General features: G+C 31.6%; 14 protein-coding genes. 11 read left to right on the top strand and 3 right to left on the bottom strand.

The window, feature by feature from the left end:
- Positions 1-73 precede the first annotated feature (73 nt).
- From WG950_RS09450 to WG950_RS09410, 9 genes are all read left to right on the top strand, one after another.
- Positions 74-1,291, top strand: coding sequence for a choice-of-anchor B family protein (locus WG950_RS09450; protein WP_340931912.1), 1,218 nt, complete (start codon positions 74-76; stop codon positions 1,289-1,291).
- Positions 1,292-2,611 (top strand): hypothetical protein, encoded by a 1,320-nt coding sequence (locus WG950_RS09445; protein ID WP_340931911.1) that lies wholly within the window; start codon positions 1,292-1,294, stop codon positions 2,609-2,611.
- Positions 2,608-3,360, top strand: a complete 753-nt coding sequence (locus WG950_RS09440) for an MbnP family protein (protein ID WP_340931910.1) — start codon at positions 2,608-2,610, stop codon at positions 3,358-3,360. The genes WG950_RS09445 and WG950_RS09440 overlap by 4 nt, the downstream gene beginning before the upstream one ends.
- Positions 3,361-3,364: 4 nt before the next feature.
- Complete coding sequence (locus WG950_RS09435) at positions 3,365-4,423, top strand: cytochrome-c peroxidase (protein ID WP_340931908.1); 1,059 nt, start codon at positions 3,365-3,367, stop codon at positions 4,421-4,423.
- A gap of 106 nt (positions 4,424-4,529) precedes the next feature.
- Positions 4,530-4,859, top strand: coding sequence for a HesB/IscA family protein (locus tag WG950_RS09430; protein ID WP_077810618.1), 330 nt, complete (start codon positions 4,530-4,532; stop codon positions 4,857-4,859).
- A gap of 13 nt (positions 4,860-4,872) precedes the next feature.
- Positions 4,873-6,321: a Fe-S cluster assembly protein SufB gene (gene sufB / locus WG950_RS09425; RefSeq protein ID WP_079737745.1), complete on the top strand. Its 1,449-nt coding sequence runs from the start codon at positions 4,873-4,875 to the stop codon at positions 6,319-6,321.
- 81 nt (positions 6,322-6,402) lie between these two features.
- Positions 6,403-7,152, top strand: a complete 750-nt coding sequence (gene sufC, locus WG950_RS09420; RefSeq protein ID WP_077810620.1) for a Fe-S cluster assembly ATPase SufC — start codon at positions 6,403-6,405, stop codon at positions 7,150-7,152.
- Between the two features lie 68 nt (positions 7,153-7,220).
- Positions 7,221-8,534 (top strand): Fe-S cluster assembly protein SufD, encoded by a 1,314-nt coding sequence (sufD, locus tag WG950_RS09415; protein WP_340931906.1) that lies wholly within the window; start codon positions 7,221-7,223, stop codon positions 8,532-8,534.
- Positions 8,535-8,624: 90 nt separating this feature from the next.
- Positions 8,625-8,828 carry a hypothetical protein gene (locus WG950_RS09410; RefSeq protein ID WP_079737747.1) on the top strand — a complete coding sequence of 68 codons (204 nt, stop codon included), beginning with the start codon at positions 8,625-8,627 and terminating at the stop codon, positions 8,826-8,828.
- 49 nt (positions 8,829-8,877) lie between these two features.
- Here WG950_RS09410 and WG950_RS09405 read toward each other — a convergent pair whose 3' ends face one another.
- Entirely contained in the window at positions 8,878-10,188 is a 1,311-nt protein-coding gene (locus tag WG950_RS09405; protein ID WP_375240314.1) for a serine hydrolase domain-containing protein, read from the bottom strand.
- 244 nt (positions 10,189-10,432) lie between these two features.
- Between WG950_RS09405 and WG950_RS09400 the strand changes: the two genes are divergently transcribed.
- Together WG950_RS09400 and WG950_RS09395 are read left to right on the top strand one after the other, a co-directional pair.
- Positions 10,433-11,647, top strand: coding sequence for a cysteine desulfurase (locus WG950_RS09400; RefSeq protein ID WP_340931902.1), 1,215 nt, complete (start codon positions 10,433-10,435; stop codon positions 11,645-11,647).
- 217 nt (positions 11,648-11,864) lie between these two features.
- Positions 11,865-12,938 (top strand): zinc metalloprotease, encoded by a 1,074-nt coding sequence (locus WG950_RS09395; RefSeq protein ID WP_340931900.1) that lies wholly within the window; start codon positions 11,865-11,867, stop codon positions 12,936-12,938.
- 266 nt (positions 12,939-13,204) lie between these two features.
- On the opposite strand, the gene WG950_RS09390 is transcribed toward WG950_RS09395, so the two are convergent.
- A complete protein-coding gene (locus WG950_RS09390; protein ID WP_340931898.1) occupies positions 13,205-14,791 on the bottom strand; it encodes a G-D-S-L family lipolytic protein in 1,587 nt (528 codons plus the stop codon).
- An 18-nt stretch (positions 14,792-14,809) separates the two neighbouring features.
- A complete protein-coding gene (locus WG950_RS09385; protein ID WP_340931896.1) occupies positions 14,810-17,527 on the bottom strand; it encodes a TonB-dependent receptor in 2,718 nt (905 codons plus the stop codon).
- Positions 17,528-17,634: the final 107 nt, after the last annotated feature.

Below are 17,634 nucleotides of genomic sequence, written 5' to 3'. Positions count from 1 at the left end.
CTTTTTATGTACTAAAAAATAATAATTACGTTATACTAATTAAAGCAGGTTTTTACTTGATAAATATTTAAAAATGATAAAAAAAACTTTTTTCATATTCGTTTTAATTATAGTTAGTTGTTCTAAAAAAGAGGTTGTAAATCAAGTTAAACAAACTATTATAAATCCTATTGCAAAATGTGAAGACGGTTTTGCGGGCGAGTTTCCTTGCAACGATTACGATTTACTTACACACATTACTTTAGATGAAATTGCAGGCGAAAACACACAAGGTAACGACTCTTGGGGTTGGGTAGATCCAGTAACAAACAACGAATACGCTATTGTTTGTACAAATAAAGGAACTTCGTTTATAGATATTACCAATCCGGCAGATGCAAAAATTATTGGTTTTTTAAAAACTAGAACAGAAAACAGTCTTTGGCGAGATGTAAAAGTTTATAACGATTTTGCATTTATTGTTAGTGAAGCAGACAATCACGGAATGCAAATTTTTAACCTAAATAACCTAAGAGGTTTGGTTAACATTCCGGTAGAATTTACAGCAGACAGAGATTTTACTTCTTTTGGTAGCGCACATAATATTGTTATTAATGAAGATACGGGTTATGCATATCCTGTTGGTACTTCTAGAAGTGCAACGTATAAAGGTGGCCCTTTGTTTATCAATATTAACAATCCTTTTAAGCCAGTAAACGAAGGTGGTTTCGAAGATTATGCTCACGATGCGCAAGCCGTAACCTATAACGGCCCAGATTCTGATTATTCTGGAAGAGAAATATTAATAGGAAGTAACGAAACTGAAGTTGTAATTGCTGATGTTACAGACAAACAGAATCCTGTTAAAATATCTTCTATTAGTTATTCTAATATTGGGTACACACACCAAGGTTGGTTTACAGAAGACTTTAGATATTTTATTTTAGGAGACGAGCTAGATGAAAGAGATAAAGGCTTAAATACAAGAACTATTGTTTTCGATTTTACAGATTTAGACAACCCAAAGCATCATTTCGATTATTCTGGTCCAACAGCTGCTATAGATCACAACGGTTATGTAAAAGACAATTTATTTTTTCAAGCAAGTTATACCGCAGGTGTTAGAATAATAGATATTTCTAATATCGATGCAAAAAGCTTTACAGAAGTCGGTTTTTTTGATACCTATCCAGAAAACGACAATACTGCATTTAATGGAGCCTGGAACGTGTATCCTTATTTACCATCTGGCAACATCATTATTAGCGATATTAACAGAGGTTTATTTGTTATCAGAAAAAGCAAAACTTAAATGAAAAAAATCTGTCTATTATATTGCTTTTTACTTCTTTTAAATTGCTCTGAAAAAGACGGACTATTTATAAACGATAATATAGTTGTAAACAACACAAGCATTACCACAATTGGCGGTACAAATAACGACGCTTTTACTACTGTAGAAAAAACAGCTGATGGTGGTTTTATTGCCGCAGGTTATACGCAAAGTAATAATCTAGATATTACAGATAAATCTAACACTTCATTCGATTTTTTTATCTCTAAATTTTCTTCGGATAATCAACTAGAATGGCAAAAAACATTTGGTGGTTCTGATGATGATAGAGCTGCCGATATTATAGAAACAAAAAACGGAGAATTTGCTATTCTAGGTTATTCTAAAAGTAACGATTTTGATGTTTCTACAAATGCTGGTTCTCAAGATTTTTGGTTTATAAAACTATCAAGTTCTGGCATTTTAATATCAGAAAAAAGCTTTGGATATTTAGGTTTAGATTATGGCACAACTCTGTTAGAAACAAAAGATAACGGATTCTTAATTACTGGTGTTTTAGACCTAACAGCGTCTAACGGACAAGGAAATGCAAAAACCACCGCTGTAAAGCATGCTGGCGGAGATTATTGGGCAATTAAAACAGATAATTCTGGTAATTTACTTTGGAGCAGATATTTTGGTGGTAGCTTTACAGATACTCCGTTAGGAGTTGTCGAAACCGATGCTAATAATTTTATAATTGTTGGGTCTAGCGATAGCAATGATTTTAATATTTCTGATAACAAAGGAACTTATGATTTTTGGGTTGTTAAAATATCTAATTCTGGCAATCTTATTTGGGAAAAAAGTTTTGGAGGCTCAGAAATCGATGAAGCAAGAGCAATCACTACAACCAATGATGGCAATTTTATAATAGTTGGAGACACAAGAAGTAACGACAAAAATGTTTCTACAAATAACGGTGCAGCAGATATTTGGGTTCTTAAAATTTCTACAGATGGTAATCTTATTTGGGAAAAAACAATTGGCGCAACAAATTTTGATGTAGCAAGAGCAATTACCAAAACCAAAGACAACGGTTTTTTAATTGCAGGAAGCTCTAGAAGTTTAGACAACGGTTTTGAAAACAAAGGACAAAATGATGCGTTAATTATAAAAATAAATAATACCGGCGAATTACTTTGGCAACAAACCTTTGGCGGTTCTAAAATCGATTTTTTATACGATATTACAGTATTAAATAATACTAGTATTATTGCTGTTGGCGAGTCGAATAGCTTTGATAAAGACATACCAGAAAACAAAGGTTTTATAGACGCACTAATAATTAAATTATGATAAAAAGAATTACTTATTTAGCACTAGTTTCTGTACTATTTTTAACAGGTTGTAAAGACGAAAAAGATTGTTGTGTTTTTCCTGAAGAGATAATAACAACCCTAAACTTTACACATAACTGGAACGGTAAAGAAATTACAAATCAAGAATTAAACGAACTTAAATTTACTACAGAAAACGGAGAAAAAATAAGTATCGAAAGGCTGCGTTATTTAATTTCAAATCTAAGTTTAGTTGGTGGCGATAATCAGTTTTTAATAGACTTCGGCGAAAATTCTGGCACAAATATTTCTTTAACAGATATTTCACCTGGTACTTACAATCTTAAATTTACATTTGGCTTACAAGACATAGCCAATAAAGATGGTGAATATCAATTATTAAATTCTGTAAACTTTAATGTTCCGGCAATGCTTGGTGGTGGTTATCATTACATGCAATTTGATGGTAAATTTTTAAATAATAATGATGAAGAAACTGGTTTTAATTTTCATGCAATAAGAGCTGTTGACAGAACAAACCCAAACGATTTAAAATTTGAAGACACTTCTTTTGAAGTAGATTTGGGCACTGTAGAAATTGTAAAAAACACTACTATAGAAATTAAAATGGATGTTTCAGAATGGTTTAAAACCCCAAATACATGGAATTTAAATGAACTACACACCGTTTTAATGCCAAATTTTGAAGCTCAAAAAATGATAAGCGAAAATGGTAAATCTGTGTTTACTTTAGGCAAAATAAATTAACAAAATGAAAACCTATTTCGTGTACTTTTTTTCTTTTTTACTTTTGATGAATTGCGCATCCAAAGAAGAAGATTTATATACACCAATTGCATATAATTTACAAATACCAGAGCTTTTTTCTGATAAATTAATTGCTCCTATATTTCCTGTAGACAATCCCTTAACAATAGAAGGTATAGCTTTAGGTAAAAGACTTTTTTTTGATAAGATACTTTCAAGAGATAATTCACAATCTTGTGCTACTTGCCATAACGCAGCAAAAGCTTTTACAGATAACAAACAATTTAGTAGAGGTGTAAGCGGTAATTTTGGCAAAAGAAACACAATGCCGTTATTTAATTTGGCATGGAATTTTGATGAACTTTTTGCCTGGGATGGTAAAGAATTTGGCTTAGAAACTCAAGCTTTAGAACCAGTTACAAACCCTATAGAAATGCACGCTAACTGGGTTAATATTGCAGAAAAATTGAATCAAAACGAAACCTATATAAATTTGTTTTTGCAAGCTTTTGGTTCAGAAAAAATAGATTCTACTCTTGTTACCAAAGCAATTGCTCAATTTGAAAGAACATTGATTTCTGGCAATTCTAAATTTGATAAATACTTAAAAAGTGAAGCCACATTAACAGAAAGCGAAACAAATGGTTTTAATGTTTTTATGGATGAAGAAAGAGGTGATTGTTTTCATTGCCACGGTAGTAACAACAACCCACTATGGACAGATAATAAATTCCATAACAATGGTTTAGATACAAATTTTACTGATTTAGGCTTAGGTAAAATCACCGGAGACCCTAATGATAACGGTAAATTTAAATCTCCGTCTATCAGAAACTTAGCATTTACCGCACCTTATATGCACGATGGTAGATTTACAACTTTAGACGAAGTTATCAATCACTATTCAGAAGGGTTAAAAAGATCTTCTACAATAGATCCATTAATGAAAAAAATTAACCAAGGTGGCGTTAATTTAACAGCCAAAGACAAAGCAGACTTAAAGGCTTTTTTACTTACATTAACAGACTACGAATTTGTTAACAATCCTGCCTTTCAAAAATAATCAATAAAACCAATTGGTTTATTAGGTTTCATAATACAACTTCTTCGTTTTTCTTCTAGTTATATTGTATATTTGCAGACAGTTTAGATTTAATCTATTTAAAATTATGATAAAAGTTTCAGACTCAGCAAAAAAGAAAGTCGTAGAACTAATGACAGACGACGGCTTTAATGCAGCAACAGACTATATAAGAGTTGGTGTAAAAAGTGGTGGTTGTTCGGGTTTATCTTACGATTTAACTTTTGATAATAAAAAAGAAGAAAACGATAAAGTTTTTGAAGAGAATGACGTTAAAATTATTGTCGACAAAAAAAGCTTTTTATATTTAGTAGGAACTACTCTAGAATATTCTGGTGGTTTAAACGGAAAAGGGTTTGTTTTTAACAATCCTAACGCAAATAGAACTTGCGGTTGTGGAGAAAGTTTTTCACTTTAAAATTTAGAAAAAGATGTCAAAGTATACCGAAGAAGATTTAGAACAAGAATTAAAAACCCAAGAATATAAGTATGGGTTTTATACAGATATAGAAAGCGATACATTTCCGGTTGGTTTAAATGAAGATGTTGTTCGTGCAATCTCAAAAAAGAAAAATGAGCCAGAATGGATGACCGAATGGCGATTAGAAGCTTTTAGAGTTTGGGAACAAATGGAAGAACCAGAATGGGCTAATGTAAATTACGAAAAACCAAATTTTCAAGACATTGCATACTATTCTGCACCAAAAAAGAAACCAAAATTAAACTCTTTAGACGAGGTTGACCCAGAGTTGTTAGACACTTTTAAGCGTTTAGGAATCTCTTTAGATGAACAAAAGAAACTAGCAAACGTTGCAGTAGATATTGTAATGGATTCTGTTTCTGTTGCTACAACCTTTAAAGAAACTCTTGCAGAAAAAGGAATTATTTTTATGCCAATTTCTGAAGCAATACAAGAGCATCCAGAATTAGTTAAAAAATATTTAGGTACTGTTGTACCAACTAAAGATAATTTTTACGCAGCATTAAATTCGGCTGTTTTTTCTGATGGATCTTTCTGCTACATTCCTAAAGGTGTAAAATGCCCTATGGAATTGTCTACGTATTTTAGAATTAACGAAGGCGGAACAGGACAATTTGAAAGAACCTTAGTTGTTGCAGATGCTGGTAGTTATGTTTCTTACTTAGAAGGATGTACAGCACCAAGTAGAGATGAAAACCAATTACATGCAGCTGTTGTAGAATTAATTGCAATGGACGATGCAGAAATTAAATACTCTACAGTGCAAAACTGGTATCCTGGTAATAAAGAAGGTAAAGGTGGTGTTTACAATTTTGTAACCAAAAGAGGTTTGTGTGAAACAAATGCAAAAATCTCTTGGACACAAGTAGAAACTGGTTCTGCAGTTACTTGGAAATATCCTTCTTGTGTATTAAAAGGAAACAATTCTGTAGGCGAATTTTATTCAATTGCAGTAACAAACAACCATCAACAAGCAGATACTGGTACAAAAATGATTCACTTAGGTAAAAACACTAAGTCTACAATTATTTCTAAAGGTATTTCTGCAGGAAAATCTCAAAACTCTTATAGAGGTTTAGTACAGATAAATTCTAGAGCAGAAAACGCTCGTAATTTCTCTCAGTGCGATTCTTTATTAATGGGTAACGAATGTGGTGCACACACTTTTCCTTATATAGAAACTAAAAACAAATCTGCACAAATAGAACACGAGGCTACAACTAGTAAAATTGGTGAAGATCAACTATTTTACTGTAACCAACGTGGTATCGACACAGAAAAAGCAATTGCTTTAATTGTAAACGGATTTAGTAAAGAGGTTTTAAATAAGTTACCAATGGAGTTTGCTGTTGAAGCTCAAAAATTACTAGAAATTTCTTTAGAAGGAAGTGTTGGTTAATCAATAATAACCAATCACAAAATATATAATTATAAAAATAATGCCGATAGCATAAAGCTAAAAGCCAATAGCATAAATAAGATGTTAAAAATAGAAAATTTACAAGCAAGTATAGACGATAAATCAATTTTAAAAGGATTGAATTTAGAAGTAAAAGCAGGAGAAGTTCATGCAATTATGGGACCAAACGGTGCAGGAAAAAGTACTTTGGCTAATATTATTGCAGGTAAAGAAGACTATGAAGTTACTAATGGTTCTATCGAATTAGATGGTGAAGATATTAGTGAACTTGCACCAGAAGAAAGAGCACATAATGGTGTGTTTTTATCTTTTCAATATCCAGTAGAAATTCCTGGTGTTTCTGTTACAAACTTTATAAAAACAGCTATTAACGAAACAAGAAAAGCAAAAGGTTTAGAAGACATGCCTGCAAAAGACATGTTAAAAATGATTCGTGAGAAATCTGAATTATTAGAAATAGATCGTAAATTTTTATCTCGTTCTTTAAACGAAGGTTTTTCTGGTGGAGAAAAGAAACGTAACGAAATCTTTCAAATGGCAATGTTAGAGCCAAAATTAGCCATCTTAGATGAAACAGATTCTGGTTTAGATATTGATGCTTTGCGTATTGTTGCTAACGGTGTAAATAAATTAAAATCTAAAGATAACGCGGTAATTGTTATTACACACTACCAACGTTTATTAGATTATATCGTACCAGATTTTGTACACGTTTTACACGACGGTAAAATTGTAAAAAGTGGCGATGCTTCTTTAGCGTTAGAGCTAGAAGCAAAAGGTTACGATTGGATTAAACAAGAATTGGTGTAAATAAGTTTACAGTAGCAGTATACAGTTTAAAAATTGCATACTGAAACTAAAAACTGAAAACTGAAAAAATGGAATTAAAAGATAAATTATTATCATCGTATGTAGCTTTTGAAAATAAAGTTGATACAGATTCAGATATTCATGATATTAGGTCTAAAGCGCTTCAAACATTCGAAGAGTTAGGTTTTCCTACAAAAAAACTAGAAACTTGGAAATATACTTCTTTAAACTCTGTTTTAAAGCAAGATTACAGCTTGTTTCCTAATAAAGATAATGCAATTCAATTAGCTGATGTTAAGAAGTATTTTATTCACGATATAGATGCTTACAAACTTGTTTTTATCGACGGTAAATACAGTTCTTTTTTATCTGAAACTACACACGATACTTTTGATGTTTGTTTAATGTCTGCGGCTTTAAATAAACCAAAATACAAAACTGTAATAGATAATTATTTTAACAAAATTGCAAAAGAAGACAATTTAACTTCTTTAAATACTGCTTTTGCTAACGAAGGTGCTTACATCTATATTCCTAAAAATGTAGAAGTAGAAAAACCTATTCAAATTATAAATTTTACAACAGGTACAGAAGCTGCTACCATGCTACAACCAAGAAATTTAATTGTAGCAGAGCAAAATGCACATGTTCAAATTATAGAGCGTCATCAAAGTTTAACTTCTAACCCAGTTTTAACAAATTCTGTTACAGAAGTTTACGCAGCAAAAGATGCAACTGTAGATATTTATAAAATTCAGAATGATGATTTAAACGCATCTTTAGTAGACAATTCTTACATAGAACAAAAATCTAATTCTGTTGTTTCTGTTCATACATTTTCTTTTGGTGGAAATATTACTAGAAATAACTTAAACTTTTTCCAAAGAGGAGAACATATAGATTCTATCTTAAAAGGAATTACTATTTTAGAAGGTAAACAACACGTAGATCATCATACTTTAGTACATCATATAGAACCTAATTGCGAGTCTCATCAAGATTACAAAGGTATTTATGATGAAAGATCTACAGGAGTTTTCAACGGAAAAGTAATTGTTAATAAAGAAGCTCAAAAAACAAATGCTTATCAACAAAATAATAATGTTTTAGTAAGTGATAAAGCAACAATTAACGCCAAGCCTCAGCTAGAAATTTTTGCAGATGATGTTAAGTGTTCTCATGGTTGTACAATTGGTCAATTAGATGACGAGGCTTTATTTTACATGCAACAACGTGGTATTCCTAAAAAAGAAGGAAAAGCATTATTGATGTTTGCATTTGCAAATACGGTTTTAGAAAGTGTTAAAATACCAGAAGTTAAACAACGTATTGCAAAATTAATTGCAAATAAATTAAACGTAAAAATAGGTTTCGATTTATAGTATATAAGTCAAACACTGTATCGTTTGCATTCATAATAACTTAAGTTAGTTTGTAATTTTGTTACAGACTAATCACTAAAAATTATTATTATGAATAAAAGTATTAAAACAGTATTGCTAATTGTTGGGCTTATTTTAACTATTTACGGAATCTACACAATGATTCAGCCAGAAACACAAGTTTCTATTGGAGATTTAGATTTGGTAGAAGCACAAGACAACACAAGTTCTTATATTACTATTGCTATTGGTATTGTTGCCTTGGCGGTAGGATTAATTTCAGGAAAAAAGTAAAATATTTTTACAAAACAGATATAAAACCACTTAGAAATAAGTGGTTTTTTTATTTTACTGCGGATATAATTTCGCTTAAAAACTTATTTTCTTGAAATCCTGATAACCCAAAACGAACAACTACCAATTCTTCATCTGGTAAAATATAAACTCTTTGCCCTTGATAACCATCTGCATAATACATGTTTTTTGGCACATCTTTGTAACCACCATTTGTGTTTAACCAAAATTGAGCACCATAAATTCCGTTTGATGTTGGCGTTGGTGTGGTAGCATAATCTACCCAATCTTTAGTAAACAATTCTTCTCCGTTCCAATTTCCATTTTTAAGGTATAAAAGCCCGAATTTTGCCCAATCTCTTGCTGTTGCCCAAGCGTATGAAGAAGCTACGTAATTTCCGGCTAAATCTGTTTCCACAATCATAGAATTCATACCAATTTTATCTATAAAATTTGTATACCAAAAATCTAAATATTCTTGATGTGTATTAAATTGCTTTCTTAAAATTTTAGATAATAAATTAGACGTTCCAGAAGAATAATTCCAAGTTGCATTTGGTTTTCCTGCAAAAGGTTTTTCTTCTTGCATTTTTGTCATGTCTCTTTCTAAAAACAACATTTTTGTTGCATCAGAAATTTCATCATAATTCTCGTCCCATTCTAAACCAGAATTCATTTGTAATAAATTATGAATCGTAATGTCTTTTCTAGCGTCTTTTTGCCAAGAATCTATTGGTGCTTTGTCTTGTATATCTATTTTATTTTGATGCTGTAAAATACCGTAAACAGTGCTCATAATACTCTTTGTCATAGACCAACCTAAAATTCTTGAATCTTTTGTAAAACCATTAGCGTATTTTTCTGCTATTATTTGATCTTTATAAACAACAACCACGGCTCTAGAATTATCGTTTTTTCCGAAGATATTATTTACAGCATTTGTTACTTTATCATAATTTACATTTTCAAAAACAGTATCTTTTTGCTCTGCATTACCATAAGGAAATGCAGTTGTATTATCAGGTTTTAAACGAACCGGTTTTAAATAAGTAGCAGTTTCATCCTCTCTATTTAATGTTAAAACGGCACCTAAACCTTCTCTATAAATTGCTTTTCTAGTTAATAAACCAAAAGCAGATGACGAAGCAGATTTTAAAGATGGATCTACTTTATCTGTAGCCAAATTTACAGGAGAAAAATTATTATCTGTTGTATCTGTAAACTCTAAAGTTCTTTCACCAAGATATACAGAAGATGCTGTATTTTTTGCTGAGTAGCCTGCCAAAATATTCAACTTCGGATAATTATAAATTACCGCTATAATTAGTATTACTGATAATAAAAGTAGGGTTCGTTTCAGAAATTTCATAAAAAAGTAAGTTTGATTATGTAAAAATAACAAATAACAATGCTTTGGCTGTTTTAAAAGAAATAAATAATGCTACTTTATCAAATAATGAAAAGGCAAATGCAATTTCCAATATTCAAAACGGAGTTGGTTTTTTAGTAAAATTGGTTTCTAAAGTTGTATAATAAGAAAATCTTATTCGCTTTTTTACAAGTTTAAAAAATCATGCTTTATCTTTGTAGTAAATATATTTTCTATGATAAATGTTGATAAAATTCGAGAAGACTTTCCAATTCTTAAAAGAACTGTACACGGAAAACCTTTAGTATATTTTGATAATGCAGCTACTTCACAAACACCACAAGTTGTAATAGATACTATTGTAGATTACTATAGTAACTATAATGCTAATATTCATAGAGGTGTGCATACTTTAAGTCAAGAAGCAACCGACAAATATGAAGAAGCAAGAGTTAAAATTCAGCAACATTTTAATGCAAAAAACACTTACGAGATTATATTAACTTCTGGTACAACACACAGTATTAATATGATTGCCTCTGGATTTTCTGCATTGTTAGAAAAAGATGATGAAATTATCGTTTCTGCTTTAGAACATCATTCTAATATTGTGCCATGGCAAATGTTATGCGAAAAAACAGGTGCTATCTTAAAGGTAATCCCGATGTTAGAAGACGGTTCTTTAGACATAGAAGCTTATCATACTATAGTAAACCAAAAAACAAAATTGGTTTTTTGTAACCATGTTTCTAATGCTTTAGGAACTGTAAATCCTATTGAAGAAATTATTGCCAAAGCACATCAATTTAATGCAGCTGTTTTAATTGACGGTGCACAAGCAACACCGCATATAAAACCAGATGTACAAGCTTTAGATGTTGATTTTTATGTAGCATCTGCTCATAAACTTTGTGGTCCGACAGGTGTTGGTATGTTGTATGGTAAAGAAGAATGGTTAGAGAAATTACCTCCGTATCAAGGTGGCGGAGAAATGATTGCTACAGTTTCTTTTGAAAAAACTACTTATGCTGGTTTACCTCATAAATTTGAGGCAGGTACACCAAACATTTGTGGTGGTATTGCTTTTGGAACCGCAATAGATTACATGAACTCTGTAGGTTTTAAAAATATAGCAAATTACGAAGATGAGCTGTTAAAATACGGAACAGAACAACTGTTAAAGATAGAAGGTTTAAAAATTTACGGAAACACTTCGAATAAAACGGCTGTAATCTCTTTTAACGTAAAAGAAATTCATCCTTATGATATTGGTGCAATTTTAGATAAACTTGGCATAGCGGTAAGAACTGGCCATCATTGTGCACAACCTATCATGGATTTTTATAAAATTCCGGGCACAGTTAGAGCTTCTTTTTCTTTTTACAATACAAAAGAAGAAATAGATGTTTTTGTTAACGGAGTAAAAAGAGCGGTTAGAATGCTTTCTTAAAAAAGGATATTTATTAAAAATTAAAAAAGGCTGAGAATTTACATTCTCAGCCTTTTTAATTTAAAAATTTTGTTATCCAATTAATAAACCTATATTAGCAATGTTAATAAATTAACTTATTTTATAAAAATTTGATAATTTTTTTTAAATTAAAATAAAAATAGCATAATTTATTAACATATTTTAACAATTATTAAAACCTCCAAAAATTAGAGAAATGATTAAAAAAGGATTATTAGGATTATTAATTGCAGCAGGTACTTTTATGGGATGCCAAGAAAATGACCCAGAAGTAGCTTTAGACCAACAATCAAAAGTAGACATGAGTGACTTTTATGTTCATACAGACGAATATGAAGCAAAAGGTACTTCAAAAAAACAAAAACAATGCTACTCTATGCAAGTATTAAACAGGCAATTAAATGAAATACCTGGTCTATACAAAAAAATGTATGATGTAGAATACGCAACAAGAAAGTTTATAAACGCAAAAGGTAAACCTGTAAAAGGGGGCGGGTCTAATGGTGGCGGTGGAAATTCTTCAGATGTAGATGTTACACCTATCAATGATAATTTGGGCATTATAAACATTCCTGTGTATGTTCATATTGTTTACAGTAACTCAAATCAAAATATAAGTAATGCTCAAGTTACTTCTCAAATTAATGTTTTAAATCAAGATTTTAGAAAAGCAAATTCTGATTTAAATTTACCTTCTGGATCTACATTTGAAAATGATGCAACAGATGCTGGAATAGAATTTACTTTAGCAGGAACATTTAGATATGCTAACTCTAACACTGCTTGGGGTACAAATAATGCTGTAAAAAGTGCTTACCCTCCTATTACACCAAACACACATTTAAACATTTGGGTAGCAGAAATTGGTGGTGGTATCTTAGGATATGCTCAATTTCCTGGAGGAAACTCTGCTACAGATGGTGTTGTAATTTCACCTCAATACTTCGGTACAACAGGATATGTTTCTGCTCCTTTTAATAAAGGTAGAACAGGTACACATGAAGTTGGTCATTACTTAAACTTACGTCATATTTGGGGAGACGGTAGATGTCGCCAAGATGATTTTGTTGTAGATACACCTAGTTCTGATGGACCAAATTATGGGTGTCCAACCTTTCCTACTGTAAACTGTAAAACAACAGATATGACAATGAACTACATGGATTATACTGATGATGCTTGTATGTACATGTTTACAGATGGTCAAAGAAATAGAATGAGAGCATTATTTAATAATGGTGGTGCTAGAGCTTCTTTAATCGGTAACTAATACAAACTTTAATATCATAAAAAAGACGGCTTCATAGTCGTCTTTTTTTATTAAATAAACTTTATTAAGCAACCTAAAACAAAAGCCATCATTATTTATTCGCCATCTTGTGTAAAACTATTTAAATAAAGCCTAAAAAGGCTATTATAAACTAAATAAAATCACTCTGTAGAAAACTAATGAATAATTGAACCTAAAACTTTCGGATATTAAAAAAGGCTGAGAATTTTAATTCTCAGCCTTTTTTATATTATCTATTCTGCTATTTATTTTAAAGCAGGAGAATAGTTTGTTGGGAAATCATCTGCTTTTGCTAAACCATCTGTAGCAACAGTAAAATTACTACCATAAGTAGCATCTATTGCCGCTAAAACTTTATTAGCCATTAAAGCATAACCTCTACCAGTTAAATGAATACCATCTAAACTAACTAAACCACCTGTAACTAAAGAAGGTGTTAGTGTATATCTATCAAACTTAATACCACCAGCTGCTTCACTTAAAATTGCATTTAAGTCTACTAAACCTAAACCTTTTGCAGAAGCAACACTTGTAATTGTAGCATTATAACCGTCTGCAGCTGTTTTTATTTCTAATTGTTCTTGCGGAGTTAACACCCATTTATCACCTAAAGGAAGTGTAACACCTTCTGCAGAAAATTGACCGGCTAAAGTAGCTGGTAAAAGACCGTTACTTTGAGCTATTAAAGCACCAGCAGCAGTCATATTAACTGTACCAATTACAAAACTACTTGGTAATACAAATAAATCTGCAGATGTTGCAGCTCTAGCTTGTCCGTATTGCTGTCCTAATAATGAAGCAACTAAAGGAGCTGCTTGCTCTGGTAAGCCAAGAGACTGTACAAAAGGTACAAAAGTTGGGCTTGCTGCTAAAGTAGCTGTAATTGCAGCAGATAAATCTGTTGCATCTTCATCAAAAATTACAACTGCATTCGTTTCTGTTTCAGAAAATACAATTGCACGTTCTGGTTCTCCTGCACCAACATAAATTTGGTTAACTGCACCATAAACAGAGTTTAATAAAGGTATTTGAGCCTTTAAAGTAGCATCCGAAGGATCTAAAGGATTGTAAGGAACTGTTGTAAAATGAGGTAATAAAGTAATATCTGGTACTGTTGCTAAAACACCTTTAGCTCCATTTGCCGTTAAAGCATTTACCATTCCGTTAAAAGCAGCATCAAAAGTTGCCGCTGGTGTAATCATATCCGATCCATCACCACCAGAAGTTGCATAACCTAAAACATCATTTCCTCCAACTTCAGATAGTGTAAAAAATGTTGGATTTGCAGCAACTGCATCACTTAAAACAGAAGCTGAAGCGCTAGAAGCCATTCTTCCAAAATATGGATTTGCAGCACCATAACCAGGAAAAGTTAAATGAAAACTTTTTGCACCAGGAATTCCGAAATTATGAAATGAAGTTCCGTTTGCTCTAATACCTAAACTAGTTGTTGGTGTATCTGTTAATCTTGTTGGTCCTACACCGTTAAAATATAATCTTGGTGGTTGTACCGCAGTTCCTCCTAAAACAAAACCTCCAATATTATCTTCCATTAATGGTTGGTTAAAATCACCACCACCAACTACACTAAATTTTGAGGCTAATGTGTTCGGAAATGAATTTTCTTGTGCTTTTATAAAAAGTGCACCGTCTGTAAAACCTGCAGTAAAAGAAGCTCCTACTGCTACATAGTTAGAAAAATCTACACCATTAGCATCAATTTGCACAACTGGTCCTGTTTCTTCTACAATTGGATCTAAATCGTTATTTACATCACAAGATGTAATACCAATTGATAAAAGTAATAATCCTATATATTTATAATTCTTCATATAATATCGTATTTTTTATTAGTTATTAATTGTCCAAGAAATGTAGTATTGAGAACCGATGGCTCCAACTCCTGGCGCACTAAAATATTCTTTACCACCTAAGTTAGCACCACCTAACTTAAATACAGATTTAATACTTGGTACAGAATAGTTAATTTGAGCATCTATTAAAGTTCTAGACTCGATAGTAGCGTCTAAGAAAGTAGATTCCCATAAGTAATCTCCTTGCCATCTTGCATTAATATTAAAACCAAAGTTTTCAAATAAATTTGGATTTCCAAACTGTAATTTTACTTTGTGCTCTGGTGTATTAAAACCTGCCTCGAAATCTGGATCTGAAGATTGATCAAAATCGAACTTAGCATAAGTATAATTTACACCTAAATCGAAACCATTTAAAATTTTAGTATTTAACCCTAAAGAAGCACCATAAGAACTAATATCTGCTGTTGTATTTGTATATACTTGAAAAGCTTTAAAATCTCCGTTTTGAAGCGCTAATAAAGACAAACTGTTATCTCCTACTGTACCGTAAAAAGGAACTAAAACATTTTTACCAGAGATAAAATTATTATAACTGTTGTAGTATGCACTTAAATCTACAGTAATTCTAGATTCGCCAGTATTTACTAAACCTCTATATCCTAATTCGAAAGCAGTAACTTCTTCTGGCTTTACTAATGGTGCTGCAGAAGCTGCAGGCGCCCCATTTTGAACTGAACTAGCAGAAAAAGAATTTTCGTATGCTAATCTACCAGAAAGTGTAGTTGTAGAACCACCAACTAATGGTTGTCCTGCAGTACTTACATTTAAAGGAGAACTTGTATATCTATCTAAATTATCTGGTGCAGAACCTACTAAAATTGCAGCACCTGCATCTAAACCAATATATTGATCTTGAGTTGTTGGATTTCTAAATCCTTTTTGAAAAGAAGCTCTAAAGTTATCATTCTTATTCTCTCCGGCAGCATATGCTAAAGATATTCTTGGAGAAAAGTTTCCGTCGAAGTTTTGTGCTTTATCATAACGAATAGAAGCTGTAAACTTTAAACGATCTTCTTCTAAAAACTTTTTCTGCATTTGAGTGTAAACACCAAATTCATCATAATCTATAGCACCATCATAATCTGTAAAAATACTACCATTAGAATTTAAAGAATATCTTCTGTAAGAACCACCAACTTGAAATTCTGCCCAATCGATTAGATCTTGAAAATTGTAGTTTAAATCACTGTGGTATAATTTAGTTTGATCTTGAAATCTAGCACCTGTAACTAAGTTAGGATCTGCAGTAACTTGGTCGAATGCAGATTGAAACTCGCTAGTACCAGGAATTAAACGCCCAGTATCTGCCGCCGCTCTTGCTGCCGCATGAGAACCAGTTACCAAATAAGTACCTGCATATTGTGTAAACCAATCTTGATCTGATTTCCATTTTCTGTTAACGTTAATTGCAGCAAAACGAGAATCGTAAGAGTTACCTGCGTCTTCTGTTGTAACATAACCTCTCACAAAAAAGTTTTTCCCTTTTAACTCTAATTTTTGTTGCGCTAAATAAAAGTCTCTAATATTATATCTGTTTGCACCTTGATAAATTGTGTTACCTACACCAAACTTAGAGTTAAAAATTAATTCTAATCTATCATCTCCAAAAGGACGGTAATGTAAAGCTGTATTTAATTTAACACTTTTTGCTTCATAATCTTTCATTAAATCTACTTCTTGGTAACCAGTTCTACTAACTCTACCAACAGCACCACCTAAATCAATAGCAACCTCGTCACCATAAATATTTAAACCATCATAATCGTTAATAGATCTATCTCCTGCAGCGTATTTACCGTTTGCTGTATTTCTATAATCTGTTGCATACCATTCTGTTCCTTTTAAATAAGAAAGAGACGCTTTTGCTGCCAATTTATCAGAAAAAGCATATGCCATTCTAATACTAACATCATGAAAACTATTGTCTCCTGCTGCTTTTTGGCTTGTTAAACCGTATTTATAAGAAAAACTGATTCCTTGATCGTTAAAAGGGCTTCTACTTGTCATGAACATAATACCGTTAAATGCATTTGCACCATATAATGCAGAAGAAGCTCCTGGTAATAATTCAACTGTATTTACGTCTAACTCAGACATTCCTAAAAGGTTACCGATTGCAAAATTTAATGCTGGCGAAGAATTATCCATACCATCTACTAATTGCATAAAACGTGTATTTGCAAATGTTGCAAAACCTCTAGTGTTTACAGATTTAAATGTTAAACTGTTTGTATTAACATCTACACCTTTTAAGTTTTCTAACCCATCGTAAAAAGATGGTGCAGAAGTATTTTTAATAGCTCTTGCATCTAGTCTTTCTACAGTAACCGGAGACTCCATAATACGTTCTGGAGTTCTAGAAGCAGACACTACAATTTCATCTAAAGATGTTTCATTTTCTGTTAAAGAAACAGTAACTTTTTGATTGTTTTTTGTTACCTCTATCTTTTCCATTTTGTAACCTAATACAGAAACTTCTAAAGTAAACGGCGGATTATCTGAAACTTTTAGCACAAAATTTCCATCAAAATCTGTATTAGTACCTACAGCTTTATTTTCAATTTTAATATTTGCACCTGGAAGTGTCTCTCCTGTTTTTGCATCTTTAACTGTACCAGTTACTGTGGTTTGTGCAACCATAGTAATACTGCTAAAAGCTATAAATGCAATTAGTAAAATCTTTTTTATCATAATTTGAATTAATTTGTTAACTAATATGCAAAATACAATTTTTTTTGAATTATTTATTATTTGGGTGTCAATTTTATGTAATCAATAAAAAATAGGCATAAAAATAA

The sequence above is a fragment of the Polaribacter marinaquae genome, from assembly GCF_038019025.1.
GTDB lineage: Bacteria > Bacteroidota > Bacteroidia > Flavobacteriales > Flavobacteriaceae > Polaribacter > Polaribacter marinaquae.
The sequence above is the reverse complement of the archived record's forward strand: the minus strand, read 5'-3'. Positions and strand labels throughout refer to the sequence as shown.